Consider the following 13,642-nt stretch of genomic DNA (forward strand, 5'->3'; position numbering starts at 1 on the left):
ATTATACCTTAGCTATGACCTCACGCGCCAGTTGAGGTCGGGTTTGATGCGGGATTATTGCGACTTAGAAGGTCGCGTAACTGATTTTTTTCCTCGGGGCTGAGCTCGCCTTGACGTGCTTTTCGAAGAAGTTGTTCAAGATTTCGCTCGCGTTGGCGAGCTGACAAGCTAGTTATGGTGTCGAAAAACTGTTGTTCAAGGTTATCGGCATCAATTAGCCACTCCTTTTCCAGCAGTCTTTGCAGCAAGCGACCCTGTTCAGTGCCGTGCCAGCGGGACAACAACTGTATAGAGCTTAGCTTAGGATTTTTCTGAACGGCCTCTACCAGAGCAATCAGTAGCTGATTATTAGTCTGGTCTTCTGCAGCAAAGTGCCCGGCGTCCTCAACTTTTTTGGCCAGTTGCGGATGGTGCAGCAGGGTGCGCAAGGCTGTCAGTGTAGGCGGTTCAACGCCGACGGGGATCCAGGCCTGCTCGCGTTCGCCGCCACGCTTGCCTTTTTTGTCCCAGGGTTTGTTTTCCCACTTCTTGCCGCCAGCACCGGGCTTTTTCGGTGTCCATTCCTGCTGGGGAACGTACATGTCCGGTTGCTGGAAGTCGCTGTAGTCGGGCATTGCATCGTAATCGATGCCCGGATCGTAAGCCGGTTGTGCCTGGGGCCTGGACGGTGCGCTTTGAGCCAGTTGGCTGACCGTTTCGCTGGTCAGCCCGGTGATTTCGCTTAATCGCTGACGCATCAAGGTCCGCAGGTTGGCGCCCGGGACTTTATCGATCAACGGTGCAGCCAGCGTAGCCATGTGGGCCTTGCCTTCAAGCGAGCGCGGGTCTGATTCTTCAGTCAGTTGCTGGAAGAAGTAATCGGCCAGCGGCTGCGCGTGCTGGTTGATGCGGGCCTTGAAGGCATCGGTGCCTTCGGAACGCACCAGTGTGTCCGGGTCTTCGCCTTCGGGCAGGAACAAAAAGCGTGCGCGCCGTCCGTCCTGCAAGCAGGGCAGTGTAGCTTCCAGTGCACGCCAGGCGGCATTGCGGCCTGCCTGGTCGCCGTCGAAGCAGAATAAAACGCTGGGGACCACACGGAACAGACGCTTCATGTGCTCTTCGCTCGTCGCGGTACCCAAGGTTGCGACGGCATTGCGCAGGCCTTGCTGGGCGAGGGCGATAACGTCCATGTAGCCTTCGACCACAATGATTTCATCGAGGCTGCGGTTGAACTTGCGCGCTTCGAACAGCCCGTACAGTTCCTGGCCTTTGTGAAAGACCGGGGTTTCCGGGGAGTTCAGGTACTTGGGTTTGTCGTCACCCAGCACTCGGCCGCCGAAGGCAATGATTCGGCCGCGGCTGTCGCGGATCGGAAACATAACGCGATCGCGAAAGCGATCGTAGCGTTTACCTGTCTCGGCGTTTTCCACCAGCAGGCCGGCATCGATCATGGCTTTTTGCTGAAGCGTGTCGCTGCTTAGATGCTTGTACAGGTTGTCCCAGCCGGGCGGAGCGAAACCCAAGCCGAAATCGCGGGCGATTTCGCCGGTCAGGCCGCGGCCTTTCAGGTAGTCAACGGCCGCTTTACGTGCCGGATGGCTTTTTAAAGCCTGGCGATAAAAGTCGGCTGCGGCAGTGAGAAGCGGGTAGAGCGGAGAGTCAGTGGGCTGCCGGGGTTTATGCGGGCGACCACTTTCTTCTCGGGGGATTTCCATGCCGGCGGCTTTGGCCAGTTCTTCGACAGCCTGGGGGAAATCCAGATTGTCGTGGTCCATGATGAAGCCGAGGGCGTTACCGCCAGCGCCGCAGCCAAAGCAGTAATAGAACTGTTTGTCGGGGCTGACGCTGAAAGACGGTGTTTTTTCTTTGTGGAAGGGGCAGCAGGCCGTGTAATTTTTGCCGGCTTTCTTCATTTGCACGCGAGAGCTGACGACATCGACGATATCGGTACGGTTCAGAAGGTCGTCAATAAAGCTCTGGGGGATTAACCCGGCCATGGCGTTCTCGTCATCACTGCGCAGAAATGGGTCCGTATAAAGGGCTTGGTCATCGCGCGTGCAGGCGAATGCTCTGCTCGATCGTGGGGCGTCAGCTCAATTATTTCGGGGAAGTGTATCTGTCGAAACCCTGTCTGCTCATTTTAATCAGAGTGAATGGGATCGATAATTTTCACGCTCTGAGTCCGGCACTGACCAATGGCTGGTCTCGGATAGCTCATAAGCAGGCACTGGAGAGGTGCCTTGGGCTGATCGTCTTTAGGGAAAATCAGAGAGGTGTGCTCGTCGGTAGCCTTGGAAGGCTCGTCAGTAAAGACGTGCACCGCTGGCTATTAGGCCAGGTCTGACGTGATGTAACGCTTGTCGCGGTCGCATCTGCGGCCTTGACGATAAAGCATGTAACCTTCAACAACTGCCTACGGCCCGGCTTTAGGCCGGGCTTGGCAGAAGCTTGCAACGAACGTCTGTGTATTAGTACAGACGAACGGCGCGGCGCTGCTCGCGCTGAACTTTCTTCGCGTGACGCTTAACAGCAGCTGCTGCTTTACGCTTACGCTCAGAAGTCGGCTTCTCGTAAAATTCGCGGCTGCGAACTTCAGCCAGAACACCGGCTTTTTCGCAGGAGCGCTTGAAACGACGCAGAGCTACGTCGAAGGGTTCGTTCTCTTTTACTTTGACGGCTGGCATCCAGAGCTACCTTCATTCATTACCGGGGTCAACGTCTCAAGGCAAAATCGCGTTGGAAGACGTCGGTTTTTAAGGGTTGCGGATGTTAACCCCTCATCGCCCGGAATGCAAAGCCTCTGATCGAAAACCGCTGGCCGGGGGCGGGAGTGGCGACTATTATGCGCGCCTTCGAATCTAGCCTCTACAAGGCGTAAACCCATGCTAGTACTGGGATTAGAAACCTCCTGCGACGAAACCGGCGTCGCGCTATACGACAGTGAACGCGGGCTTTTGGCCGATGCACTGTTCAGTCAGATCGACCTGCACCGCGCTTATGGCGGTGTGGTTCCGGAGCTGGCTTCAAGGGATCACGTCAAGCGCATGCTGCCCTTGATTCGTCAGGTGTTGGCTGAGGCTGACTGTGTGCCTACGGAGATTGACGCAATTGCCTATACGGCAGGGCCTGGATTGGTTGGAGCCCTGCTGGTTGGGGCCTCTTGCGCCCAGGCGCTGGCATTCGCCTGGGGCATTCCGGCCCTTGGTGTGCACCACATGGAGGGGCATTTGCTGGCCCCTATGCTGGAAGAACAGCCTCCGGAATTTCCGTTCGTCGCTTTGTTGGTGTCGGGCGGTCATACGCAGCTGGTTCGCGTTGATGGTATCGGCCAATACGAGTTGTTGGGCGAGACGCTGGATGATGCTGCGGGTGAGGCGTTCGACAAGACCGCGAAGATGATGGGGCTCAACTATCCGGGCGGCCCTGAGATCGCACGATTGGCCGCTCAGGGCGTTGCGGGGCGCTTTGTGTTCCCTAGGCCCATGACTGACCGTCCGGGGCTGCAGTTCAGCTTCAGCGGCCTCAAGACCTTTGCCTTGAACACCTGGCAGCGTTGCGTGGCTGCGGGCGACGATACTGAGCAGACACGCTGTGATATCTCCCTGGCGTTCCAGCAGGCCGTGGTTGAGACGCTGACCATCAAGTGCAAGCGCGCCTTGAAGCACGCGGGCATGAAGCGCCTGGTGATTGCGGGCGGGGTGAGTGCCAACAAGGCGTTGCGCGTTTCTCTGGAGAAAATGCTCGGTGAGATGAAGGGCAATGTGTATTACGCCCGGCCGGAATTTTGTACGGATAACGGCGCGATGATTGCGTTTGCCGGTTGTCAGCGCTTACAGGCCGGTCAGCACGAAACATTGGCGATCAGTGTGCAGGCGCGCTGGCCGATGGAGCAATTGAAGCCCCTGTGAACGCTGGGGCTGGTTCGCACGTGAGGTTTTTTCACGGGCAACATTCAGAAATGCCGTTCGCGCCCAGCCATCAGGTCGCGTAAATTGCCGCGGTGGCGCCAGACAATCAGTGCCGTCAGGACGCTCATGGGCAGCAGGGCGGCAGGCTCTTGCCAGGCCAGTAATGGCAGGGTCAGGGGTGTGGCGATCAACGCGGCCAGTGAGCTGGTGCGGGTCAGTTGAAAGGTAAGCAGCCATGCTGCGACCGCCAGCAATGCCGCAGGCGGGTAAAGCCCCAGCAGCATGCCGGCAGCCGTGGCGACACCTTTGCCTCCGCGAAAGCGGAAGTACGCAGGGTACATGTGCCCGACGACGGCGCAGATACCGATCCAGGCCTGGTCCTGGAGCGAGAAATCCAGTTGATAGGCCAGCAGGACGGGTAAAAGCCCCTTGCACAGGTCACCGAGCAAGGTCAGGACGGCAAGCTTTTTGCCAGCCAGACGCAACATGTTGGTTGCGCCCGCATTGCCGGAGCCACTCATTCGCGGATCGGGGGTTCCCGTCAGGCGGCTGAGCAAAATGGCAAAGGACAGAGAGCCGAGCAGGTAGGCGAGGATCGCCAGTAACCAAAACATGCTAACTATTCCGGGCGAGGACGCCCTGATTCTAACGGCGCATTGCGCCCTTGTCGTGCTGCGGAGAAGAGTGCTTGGACAGAGTGTTTATCGAAGGTCTGGAAGTTGACACCGTGATCGGTGCTTATGACTGGGAACGTGGCATCCGTCAGTGTCTGCGTCTTGACCTGAGTTTTGCGTGGGACAACCGTCCGGCTGCCGCTGGCGATGATCTGACGCTGGCTCTCGATTATGCGAGCGTTTCCACGCGTATTCAGGCATTTGCCGAGCAAGCTCAGTTCCAGCTGGTGGAAACCTTTGCAGAGCGTCTGGCGCAAGTATTGATGAGTGAGTTCAATATTCCCTGGCTTCACCTCAAACTGACCAAGCCCGGCGCCGTAGCGGCGGCCACTGGGGTGGGTGTGGAGATTGAGCGCGGATGTCGCTAACTCAGGTTTATCTCGGGCTGGGCAGCAATGTCGAGCGCGAAAAGCACTTGCTGGCGGGGCTTGAGGCTCTGGCCGATTTTTTGTGCGACATGCACTGCTCTGCAGTTTTTGAAAGTCAGCCTGTGGGCATCAAAAGCGGGCCGTTTTTCAATCTGGTAGTGTCGGCGAAAACCGATTTGCCACTGATCGAGTTAAGTCGACGTTTAAAGCTGATCGAGGCTGATAACGGACGTTACGCTCAAGATCGCAAAGGGTTGCCTCTTGATATCGACGTGCTGTTTTACGGCGATCTGGCAGGGAATTTTGACGGATTGACGTTGCCACGTGCAGAGATTCTCAAGAACGCTTTCGTGTTGTGGCCACTGTCTTTGATAGCCCCAGACAAAGTGCATCCTGGTGTGGGCAAGCCCCTTGCTCAGATGTGGGCAGAGGCACAGATCGATCAAGTGCTCGCACCTGCTGCATTTGAGTGGCGGGGCGAGCAGTTGACGCCGCTGGAGATGCTTTCGGATCTGTAGCCGCTGCCGCAGGCTACGATAAGGGCCGCAGGCCCTTCGATATTTCGGGGCTGCTCCGCACCCATCGCAGCCTGCGGCAGCGGCTACAGAAGTTCTGATTCAGTCTTTTGCCGCAGCTTTGTAGGCCTGCAGCGCCTTGAGCCGCTCGTGCTTCAGGGCCTCACCCAGTTCGGGGCCTCTGAAGCCCTGTTCCAGCAGCGGCTGGACCGCTACGGCGAGGGCGGCCCGAGCTGCGCCCCGCAAGTAGTCAGCTTGCGGGTATGGTCGATTTTCCAGCCCCAGACGCCCTCTGGCGTCCATCTCGCATGCCGCGATAAATTCCTCAAATCGCTGCGGGCGACGGTACACGTCAAAGCGCTGCAGTAACTCCAGTAGGGTCGACGCCTTGAGCTCAAGGGCGCGATGGCCGTGGGTGTGGTACTCGCCCACCAGCAATGCCAGTTCCTGACAATCCCTCGGCACTTTGTAGCGCTCATTTACGGCTTTGATCAGGCGCAACCCTTTGTGCTCGTGGGCAATGTGTCTTGGCCAGTCTTTCTCCGCTGTAAGCCCCTTGCCCAGGTCATGCAGAAGGCAAGCCCAGCGAACGGTTAGCGGTTGCTTGTGCAGTGCAGATTGCTCCAGCACGCTCAGGGTATGCACACCGCTGTCGATTTCCGGGTGATGGGCAGGGGGCTGCGGCACGCCAAACAGTGCATTCACCTCGGGCAGCAGCACCTCGAGTGCGTCACAGCTACGCAATACTTCAATAAATACCTGAGGCTGGTCTTCCATCAGGGCACGGGAAATTTCTTTCCAGCAGCGCTCCGGGGTCAAGGCTTGCAGTTCGCCGGATCTGGACAGTTGGCGCATCAGTTCCAGCGTTTCGGGGGCGATGCTGAAGCCGAGGCCGGCATAGCGCGCAGCGAATCGGGCTACACGTAGAACTCGTAGGGGATCTTCGGCGAAAGCGGGGGAAACGTGGCGTAGTACACGGGCTTCAAGATCGCGTTGGCCGTGGTAGGGGTCCGTGATATTACCGGTCTCATCCTCAGCCATGGCATTGATGGTCAGGTCGCGGCGGATCAGGTCTTCTTCGAGAGTGACATCAGGGCTGGCATGAAAAATAAATCCGCCATAACCATGGCCGCTTTTGCGCTCGGTCCGTGCCAGCGCATATTCGTCACCGGTTTTTGGGTGAAGAAATACCGGGAAGTCCGAGCCTACGGGGCGGAATCCCTTTGCCTGCATTTGTTCGGCCGTTGCGCCGACCACCACCCAGTCAATGTCGGTGACAGGCTTGCCCAGCAGGCGATCACGTACAGCGCCGCCAACTTTATAGATCTGCATAAAAAATCTCCGTTAGCGCGACAGGATAACGCTTGTGTCGCGTTAACGGAGGCTTGCGTGTGTTACAGGTGAATGGCATTCATGTCCAGGCGTCCGCGGTCAGTATCGCCGTGATCGCCTTTTGGAGGCACATGGTGGACTTTTACTATCTGGTCGCCCTGTAATGTTTCGAGATGGATGTCGAACCCCCACAAGCGGTGCAGGTGCTTGAGGACTTCATCGGTTGAGTCGCCCAACGGTTTGCGGTCATGTTGCTGGTGGCGCAGGGTCAGGGAGCGGTCGCCACGGCGGTCGATGCTCCAGATTTGAATGTTGGGTTCACGATTGCCCAGGTTGTACTGTGCTGCCAGGGTTTCACGAATGATGCGGTAGCCGTTTTCGTCGTGAATGGCGGGTACCAGCAAGTCTTCTTTTTGATCGTCGTCCATGATGCTGAACAGCTTCAGATCACGGATTACTTTGGGTGACAGGTATTGGAGGATAAAACTCTCGTCCTTGAAGCTGCTCATGGCGAATTTGATGCTTGATAGCCAGTCGCTGCCTGCCAGGTCAGGGAACCAGTAACGGTCCTCGTCTGTTGGGTGTTCGCAAATGCGCCGGATGTCGCAATACATTGCAAACCCCAGTGCGTAGGGGTTGATGCCGCTGTAGTAAGGGCTGTCAAAGCCGGGTTGGAATACCACGCTGGTGTGGGAAATGAGGAACTCCATCATGAAGCCTTCGGTCACCAGGCCTTCGTCGTAGAGGTCGTTCATCAAGGTGTAGTGCCAGAAAGTTGCCCAGCCCTCGTTCATCACTTGCGTTTGCCGTTGTGGGTAAAAGTACTGTGCAATCTTGCGCACGATACGCACAACTTCGCGTTGCCAGGGCTCCAGCAGCGGCGCGTGTTTTTCTATGAAATAGAGGATGTTTTCCTGAGGTTCGTCGGGGAAGCGGGCGTTATCTTTTTCGCTGAGTTTGTCTGCGCTTTTAGGGATGGTGCGCCACAAATCGTTGATCTGCTTTTGCAGATGCTCTTCGCGCTCTTTTTGGCGACGGCGTTCCTCTTCAGCTGAAATCGGATCGGGTCGTTTGTAGCGGTCTACACCGTAGTTCATCAAGGCATGGCATGAGTCGAGCAGGTCTTCGACGGCGTCGATACCGTGGCGCTCTTCACACTGCATGATGTACTGCTTGGCAAAGACCAGATAGTCGATGATCGAACTGGCGTCGGTCCAGGTGCGGAACAGGTAGTTGCCCTTGAAGAAGCTGTTATGGCCATAGCAGGCATGGGCCACCACCAGTGCTTGCATGCAGATGGTGTTTTCTTCCATCAGATAAGCAATGCATGGGTCAGAGTTGATGACGATTTCGTAGGCCAGCCCCATCTGACCACGACTGTAGGATTTCTCGGTGCTTAAGAAGTGCTTGCCATAGGACCAGTGGTGATAACCCAGTGGCATGCCTACGGAGGCGTAGGCGTCCATCATTTGCTCTGCGGTGATGACCTCGATTTGGTTGGGGTAAGTGTCGAGCGCGTAGCGCTCCGCCAGGCGACCGATTTCGCGGTCGTAAGCCTGGATAAGGTCAAAGGTCCACTCTGAGCCAGTGGAGATGGGGTGGCGTTTATTCTCTTTGGAGGTCATGTCACTAACCTGCGCTGGAAGAGTTCACGGAAGACCGGATAAATATCGCCGGCCGAGACCAGTTGCTGCTGGGCGAAGGTGTCGGAAAATGCCTCGCTGATGCGTTCGTATTCGTACCAAAGGGCCTGATGTTCTCGTGGGGTAATTTCAACATAAGTGAAGTACTGCACGAATGGCATGATCTGGTTGATCAGAATGTCGCGGCAAATAGGTGAGTCGTCGTTCCAGTTATCCCCGTCAGAGGCTTGCGCTGCGTAGATATTCCACTCGTTGGTGGGGTAGCGTTCGGCCATGATCTCCTGCATCAGCTTTAGTGCGCTGGAAACAATGGTGCCGCCGGTTTCCCTGGAATAGAAAAACTCTTCTTCATCGACCTCGCGTGCGCTGGTGTGATGGCGAATGAAAACTACGTCAATCTTGTCGTAGTTCCGCTTCAGGAACAGGTACAGCAAGATGAAAAAGCGTTTGGCGATGTCCTTTGTGGCTTGGGTCATGGAGCCGGAAACGTCCATCAGGCAGAACATGACGGCTTTCGAACTGGGATTGGGCTGTTTGACCAGCAGGTTGTATTTAAGGTCAAAGGTGTCGAGGAACGGCACGCGGTGAATACGTGCGCTGAGTTTCTCGATTTCGGCCTCGATGGCTTTGATATCGCCGAAGTTGTCTGGCTCTTCGCGTTTGAGCCGCTCCAGTTCGGTTTTGGCTTCCCGGAGTTTTGCCCGGCTGCTGCCGGACAGGGCAATGCGCCGTGCGTGAGCTGAGCGCAGGGTGCGAATGATGTTGATACGGGACGGGTTGCCCTCGTTGCTGATACCGGCGCGCACGGTTTTAAAGGTGTCGGTGCCGGTGAGGTTGCGTTTGACCAGGTTGGGCAGTTCGAGGTCTTCGAACATGAACTCAAGAAACTCTTCCTGGGTGATCTGGAAGACGAACTCATCCATGCCTTCGCCGGAGTTACCTGCCTTGCCGGGGCCGCCACCGCCTCCCGCTCCACCTTGTGGGCGGGGGATATGTTCGCCGCTGGTGAACTCCTTGTTGCCGGGGTGAACCACTGTCTGCTTGCCACCGCGCCCATGGTGCAACACCGGCTCGTCGATATCTCGGCCAGGGATGCTGATTTGCTCGCCATGCTCCATATCCGTAATGGAGCGGCGGCCCACGGCCTCTTCTACGGCCTTTTTGATGTGGTCACGGTAACGCCGCAGAAAACGCTGACGGTTTACCGTGCTCTTGTTCTTGCCATTGAGGCGTCGGTCGATCACATAGCTCATTAGGCCCTCCGGGCAGCTTCAAGTTGTGAGCTGCAAGCTGCAAGTCGAAGCAATTGGGCATGCTTTGCCTTGCAGCTTGAGGCTTGAGGCTTACAGCTGCCTCACTGCGATTTGCGGACCCGCAGGTACCACTCGGAGAGCAGGCGTACTTGTTTGTCGGTGTAGCCACGTTCGACCATTCGAGTGACGAAGTCGTTGTGCTTCTGCTGGTCTTCTTTGCTCGCCTTGGCGTTGAAGCTGATAACCGGCAGCAGATCCTCGGTGTTGGAGAACATTTTCTTCTCGATCACTACTCGCAACTTCTCGTAGCTGAGCCAGGTCGGATTTTTGCCGTTGTTGTTGGCGCGGGCGCGCAGCACGAAGTTGACGATTTCGTTGCGGAAATCTTTCGGGTTGCTGATGCCAGCCGGTTTTTCGATTTTCTCAAGCTCCTCGTTGAGGGCAACGCGGTTGAGGATTTCGCCGGTTTCCGGATCGCGATACTCCTGATCCTGAATCCAGAAGTCGGCGTAGAGGACATAGCGGTCGAAGATGTTTTGCCCGTATTCGCTGTAGGACTCCAGGTAAGCGGTCTGGATTTCCTTGCCGATGAACTCGATATAGCGCGGTGCCAGGTATTCCTTCAGGAAGCGCAGGTAGCGCTCACGGGTTTCGGCCTGGAACTGTTCCTGTTCAATCTGCTGTTCGAGCACGTAGAGCAGGTGAACCGGGTTGGCGGCAATTTCGTGCGGGTCGAAGTTGAACACCTTGGACAGGATTTTGAACGCGAAACGGGTCGAAAGACCGTTCATGCCCTCGTCGACGCCCGCGTTGTCGCGGTATTCCTGAATGGATTTGGCTTTCGGGTCGGTGTCCTTGAGGTTCTCGCCGTCGTAGACCCGCATCTTGGAGTAAATATTGGAGTTTTCCGGCTCTTTGAGGCGCGAGAGCACGGTGAACTGGGCCAGCATTTTCAGGGTGTCGGGTGCGCAATGGGCCTTGGCCAGCGAGCTGTTGAACAGCAGTTTGTCGTAGATCTTCACTTCGTCGCTGACCCGCAGGCAGTACGGTACTTTGACGATGTAGATCCGGTCGATGAACGCTTCGTTGTTCTTGTTGTTACGGAAGGTGTGCCACTCCGATTCGTTGGAGTGGGCCAGCAAGATGCCCGTGAACGGAATCGCGCCCAAGCCTTCGGTACTGTTGTAGTTGCCCTCTTGAGTGGCGGTCAGCAGTGGGTGCAGCACCTTGATCGGTGCCTTGAACATCTCCACGAACTCCATAAGGCCCTGGTTGGACCGGCACAGCGCACCGGAGTAGCTGTAGGCGTCGGCGTCGTTCTGCGGGAATTCTTCAAGTTTGCGGATATCGACCTTGCCCACCAGTGCCGAAATATCCTGGTTGTTCTCATCCCCCGGCTCTGTCTTGGCCACCGCGATCTGATTGAGGATCGAGGGGTAGAGTTTCACCACGCGGAACTGGCTGATGTCACCACCGAATTCGGCCAGGCGCTTGGTGGCCCATGGCGACATGATGGTGCTCAGGTAGCGTTTAGGGATGCCGAAGTCTTCCTCGAGGATCGCGCCATCTTCGGTGGCGTTGAACAGCCCCAGAGGTGACTCGAAAACAGGAGAGCCCTTGATCGCATAGAAGGGCACTTTCTCGATCAGTTGTTTCAGTTTTTCGGCAAGCGACGACTTGCCGCCACCGACCGGGCCCAGCAGGTAGAGGATTTGTTTCTTCTCTTCCAGGCCCTGTGCGGCATGGCGGAAGTAGGAGACGATCTGGTCGATGCATTCTTCCATTCCGTGGAAGTCTTCAAAGGCCGGATAACGACGAATCACTTTGTTGGAGAAGATTCGTGACAGTCGTGAGTCGTTGGAGGTGTCCAGCAGTTCCGGTTCACCAATGGCCAGCAACAGCCTTTCAGCAGCAGAGGCATACGTGCTTTTGTCTTGCTTGCACAGTTCAAGATACTCCTGAAGCGTGAGCTCTTCCTGGCGTGTGGACTCAAAGCGTTGTTGGAAGTGGCTAAAAATACTCATGACGTCACCTCGCTCGATACGTGGAGTCGGCGATAGATCGGTCAGTTCGAGTGCTGGCATGCAGCAGCATTTCAGCTGCTGTGTACCCCCCAGGACACCATCAAGGTGGCTAAGCCCTTGAAGTTACTACCGATGATCCATTCGCCGGTGTACCGGCTCTCCCCAGATTTGGATGGCCTGAGGTAAAGGATAGTTGGTAATCAGGGAGGTCAAGGCGAGATGCGTGATTTGTTGCCCCTGACCGTTGGTCAGGTAGGGCGCCAGCCCAATGATCACGCGGGCTGGGCGCTGATAAAAATATTATTCGGCGGTGCTCTGGGCCGTTTCGTTCGGATAAGTCGCACGCCATAGCTCGAAGCCGCCATCGAGGCTGTAGACCTCGCTAAAACCCTGGCTGACCAGGTACGCCGCAGCGCTTTGGCTGGAGTTGCCGTGGTAGCAGGCAACGATCAGGGGGGCGTCAAGGTCGGCATTGGTGATGAAATCATGCAGCGAGTGGTTGTCCAGGTGCTTCGCGCCGCTGATGTGGCTGGCAGCGAAGGCCTGCGGGTCGCGCACATCAACCACGACGGCGCCTTGTTCGCGCAAGGCCTGGGCCTGTTCTGGCGGGATACGTTTGAATTCGGTCATTGGATATTCCTGTGGCCTGACAGCGGGCGCGGTTAGCAGGCGCCCAAGGGGTGGGAAGGTGAGTCTGTTTGCGGGGCGGCGGCAGGGGCGGCAAAGCCTGGTTCGTCACAGTCGCAGCTCAGGCGCTGGCCGGTGTCGACATTGAGCAGGGTCATGGCCCCACCCCAGACGCAGCCAGTATCGAGCGCGAAAATGCCTGGCTCCTTGCAGTTGCCTTCCAGCGCTGCCCAATGCCCAAAGATGATCTTGAGGCCTTGGGTTTTGCGTTCTTTGTAACTGAACCACGGCGCGTAGCCGGGTGGTGCGCTACCGACACCCTCTTTGCTTTTGAGGTCGAGTTTGCCTTCTCGGGTACAAAAGCGCATCCGGGTGAAATAGTTGGTAATCACCCGCAAGCGGGTGACGCCAGTGAGGTCGTTGTCCCACTTGGCAGGGTCGTTGCCATACATGCCGTCGAGATAAGGCCCGATGAGGTTGTCATCGCGCAGGGCCTGTTCAACTTCGCCGGCGCATTTGAGGGCTTTTTTCAGTGTCCACTGCGGTGGTATTCCGGCATGCACCAGTGCGATGTTGCGCTCGGCATCGTAGTGCAGCAGCGACTGCTGGCGTAACCAGGCCAGTAGTTCATCGCAATCGGGGGCCTGGAGGATTTCGCGCAGCGTGTCGCCTTTTTTAAGGCGTTCAATATTATGGCCCACGGCCAGCAAGTGCAGGTCATGGTTGCCCAGCACGCACACCAGTGATTCACGCATGCGGTACAAAAAACGCAGGGTTTCCAGTGATTGCGGGCCACGGTTGACCAGGTCGCCGACTAGCCAGAGTTTATCTTTGGCGGGGTCGAATGCGACACGCGCGAGCAGGCGTTCGAGTGGCTGCAGGCAGCCTTGCAGGTCACCAACGGCATACACCGCCATCAGTGCAGGGCTCCGGGCACCGCAAGGCGGAAGGGCGCAATGATGGCTTTGAACTCGTGACCGTCGTCTGCATGCATGAGGTAGCTGCCCTGCATGGTGCCGACCTGGGTCGTGATGACTGAACCGCTGCTGTAGGAGTGCTCGCTGCCAGGTTCGATCTTGGGCTGTAGCCCTACAACGCCGGCACCACGGACTTCTTCAACATGACCATCTCCGTCGGTAATTACCCAGTGCCGGGACAACAGCTTCGCGGGGACCGAGCCGTTGTTGCGCACCGTAATGGTATATGCAAAGGCGAAGCGCTGATGTTCGGGCTGTGATTGTTCTGGCAGGTAACGCGTGACGACGCTGACGTCGACCAGATAGCGGGGATCGTGCATGCGAGAGGCCTTACGTGAAAGC

At 57.0% G+C, this 13,642-nt stretch carries 13 protein-coding genes; 3 read left to right on the forward strand and 10 right to left on the reverse strand.

The genetic code is table 11. The annotated features are described in order from the left end of the window. Positions 1 to 20: 20 nt before the first annotated feature. Together dnaG and rpsU are read right to left on the reverse strand one after the other, a co-directional pair. On the reverse strand, positions 21 to 1,976 hold the full coding sequence (dnaG, locus tag BLW11_RS06145; RefSeq protein ID WP_048361131.1) for a DNA primase: 1,956 nt from the start codon (positions 1,974 to 1,976) through the stop codon (positions 21 to 23). Between the two features lie 471 nt (positions 1,977 to 2,447). Then, positions 2,448 to 2,663, reverse strand: a complete 216-nt coding sequence (gene rpsU / locus BLW11_RS06155) for a 30S ribosomal protein S21 (RefSeq protein WP_002551877.1) — start codon at positions 2,661 to 2,663, stop codon at positions 2,448 to 2,450. 198 nt (positions 2,664 to 2,861) lie between these two features. Here rpsU and tsaD point away from each other — a divergent pair, with 198 nt between their 5' ends. Beyond that, the gene (tsaD, locus tag BLW11_RS06160) at positions 2,862 to 3,887 is read left to right on the forward strand and encodes a tRNA (adenosine(37)-N6)-threonylcarbamoyltransferase complex transferase subunit TsaD (protein ID WP_048361129.1); all 1,026 of its coding nucleotides are present in this window, start codon (positions 2,862 to 2,864) and stop codon (positions 3,885 to 3,887) included. Between the two features lie 44 nt (positions 3,888 to 3,931). Here the strand turns inward: tsaD and plsY are convergent, their stop codons facing one another. Continuing rightward, positions 3,932 to 4,501, reverse strand: a complete 570-nt coding sequence (plsY, locus tag BLW11_RS06165; RefSeq protein ID WP_048361128.1) for a glycerol-3-phosphate 1-O-acyltransferase PlsY — start codon at positions 4,499 to 4,501, stop codon at positions 3,932 to 3,934. Positions 4,502 to 4,575: 74 nt separating this feature from the next. Here plsY and folB point away from each other — a divergent pair, with 74 nt between their 5' ends. Then, positions 4,576 to 4,929, forward strand: coding sequence for a dihydroneopterin aldolase (gene folB / locus BLW11_RS06170; protein WP_048361127.1), 354 nt, complete (start codon positions 4,576 to 4,578; stop codon positions 4,927 to 4,929). After that, complete coding sequence (gene folK, locus BLW11_RS06175; RefSeq protein WP_048361126.1) at positions 4,920 to 5,447, forward strand: 2-amino-4-hydroxy-6-hydroxymethyldihydropteridine diphosphokinase; 528 nt, start codon at positions 4,920 to 4,922, stop codon at positions 5,445 to 5,447. The genes folB and folK overlap by 10 nt, the downstream gene beginning before the upstream one ends. A gap of 99 nt (positions 5,448 to 5,546) precedes the next feature. Here the strand turns inward: folK and BLW11_RS06180 are convergent, their stop codons facing one another. The 7 genes from BLW11_RS06180 to apaG all read right to left on the reverse strand — a co-directional run bounded on the left by BLW11_RS06180 (position 5,547) and on the right by apaG (position 13,620). After that, positions 5,547 to 6,776 carry a multifunctional CCA addition/repair protein gene (locus BLW11_RS06180; protein WP_048361125.1) on the reverse strand — a complete coding sequence of 410 codons (1,230 nt, stop codon included), beginning with the start codon at positions 6,774 to 6,776 and terminating at the stop codon, positions 5,547 to 5,549. 62 nt (positions 6,777 to 6,838) lie between these two features. Beyond that, the gene (locus BLW11_RS06185; RefSeq protein ID WP_048361124.1) at positions 6,839 to 8,401 is read right to left on the reverse strand and encodes a SpoVR family protein; all 1,563 of its coding nucleotides are present in this window, start codon (positions 8,399 to 8,401) and stop codon (positions 6,839 to 6,841) included. Beyond that, positions 8,398 to 9,672, reverse strand: a complete 1,275-nt coding sequence (locus tag BLW11_RS06190; protein ID WP_048361123.1) for a YeaH/YhbH family protein — start codon at positions 9,670 to 9,672, stop codon at positions 8,398 to 8,400. The genes BLW11_RS06185 and BLW11_RS06190 overlap by 4 nt, the downstream gene beginning before the upstream one ends. A gap of 101 nt (positions 9,673 to 9,773) precedes the next feature. After that, positions 9,774 to 11,696, reverse strand: a complete 1,923-nt coding sequence (locus tag BLW11_RS06195; protein ID WP_048361122.1) for a PrkA family serine protein kinase — start codon at positions 11,694 to 11,696, stop codon at positions 9,774 to 9,776. A gap of 300 nt (positions 11,697 to 11,996) precedes the next feature. Next, positions 11,997 to 12,326 (reverse strand): thiosulfate sulfurtransferase GlpE, encoded by a 330-nt coding sequence (gene glpE, locus BLW11_RS06200; RefSeq protein ID WP_048361121.1) that lies wholly within the window; start codon positions 12,324 to 12,326, stop codon positions 11,997 to 11,999. Between the two features lie 32 nt (positions 12,327 to 12,358). Continuing rightward, complete coding sequence (locus BLW11_RS06205) at positions 12,359 to 13,240, reverse strand: symmetrical bis(5'-nucleosyl)-tetraphosphatase (protein ID WP_048361120.1); 882 nt, start codon at positions 13,238 to 13,240, stop codon at positions 12,359 to 12,361. After that, the gene (gene apaG / locus BLW11_RS06210) at positions 13,240 to 13,620 is read right to left on the reverse strand and encodes a Co2+/Mg2+ efflux protein ApaG (protein WP_048361119.1); all 381 of its coding nucleotides are present in this window, start codon (positions 13,618 to 13,620) and stop codon (positions 13,240 to 13,242) included. The genes BLW11_RS06205 and apaG overlap by 1 nt, the downstream gene beginning before the upstream one ends. Between the last annotated feature and the right edge of the window lie 22 nt (positions 13,621 to 13,642).

The sequence above is a fragment of the Pseudomonas deceptionensis genome (genome assembly GCF_900106095.1).
GTDB lineage: Bacteria > Pseudomonadota > Gammaproteobacteria > Pseudomonadales > Pseudomonadaceae > Aquipseudomonas > Aquipseudomonas deceptionensis.

What these genes read in the sequence shown, in the direction of transcription:
- dnaG (WP_048361131.1), bottom strand. Translation starts at nt 1,976, where the DNA reads ATGGCCGGGTTAATCCCCCAGAGCTTTATTGACGACCTTCTGAACCGT.
- rpsU (WP_002551877.1), bottom strand. Translation starts at nt 2,663, where the DNA reads ATGCCAGCCGTCAAAGTAAAAGAGAACGAACCCTTCGACGTAGCTCTG.
- tsaD (WP_048361129.1), top strand. Translation starts at nt 2,862, where the DNA reads ATGCTAGTACTGGGATTAGAAACCTCCTGCGACGAAACCGGCGTCGCG.
- plsY (WP_048361128.1), bottom strand. Translation starts at nt 4,501, where the DNA reads ATGTTTTGGTTACTGGCGATCCTCGCCTACCTGCTCGGCTCTCTGTCC.
- folK (WP_048361126.1), top strand. Translation starts at nt 4,920, where the DNA reads ATGTCGCTAACTCAGGTTTATCTCGGGCTGGGCAGCAATGTCGAGCGC.
- BLW11_RS06180 (WP_048361125.1), bottom strand. Translation starts at nt 6,776, where the DNA reads ATGCAGATCTATAAAGTTGGCGGCGCTGTACGTGATCGCCTGCTGGGC.
- BLW11_RS06185 (WP_048361124.1), bottom strand. Translation starts at nt 8,401, where the DNA reads ATGACCTCCAAAGAGAATAAACGCCACCCCATCTCCACTGGCTCAGAG.
- BLW11_RS06190 (WP_048361123.1), bottom strand. Translation starts at nt 9,672, where the DNA reads ATGAGCTATGTGATCGACCGACGCCTCAATGGCAAGAACAAGAGCACG.
- BLW11_RS06195 (WP_048361122.1), bottom strand. Translation starts at nt 11,696, where the DNA reads ATGAGTATTTTTAGCCACTTCCAACAACGCTTTGAGTCCACACGCCAG.
- glpE (WP_048361121.1), bottom strand. Translation starts at nt 12,326, where the DNA reads ATGACCGAATTCAAACGTATCCCGCCAGAACAGGCCCAGGCCTTGCGC.
- BLW11_RS06205 (WP_048361120.1), bottom strand. Translation starts at nt 13,240, where the DNA reads ATGGCGGTGTATGCCGTTGGTGACCTGCAAGGCTGCCTGCAGCCACTC.
- apaG (WP_048361119.1), bottom strand. Translation starts at nt 13,620, where the DNA reads ATGCACGATCCCCGCTATCTGGTCGACGTCAGCGTCGTCACGCGTTAC.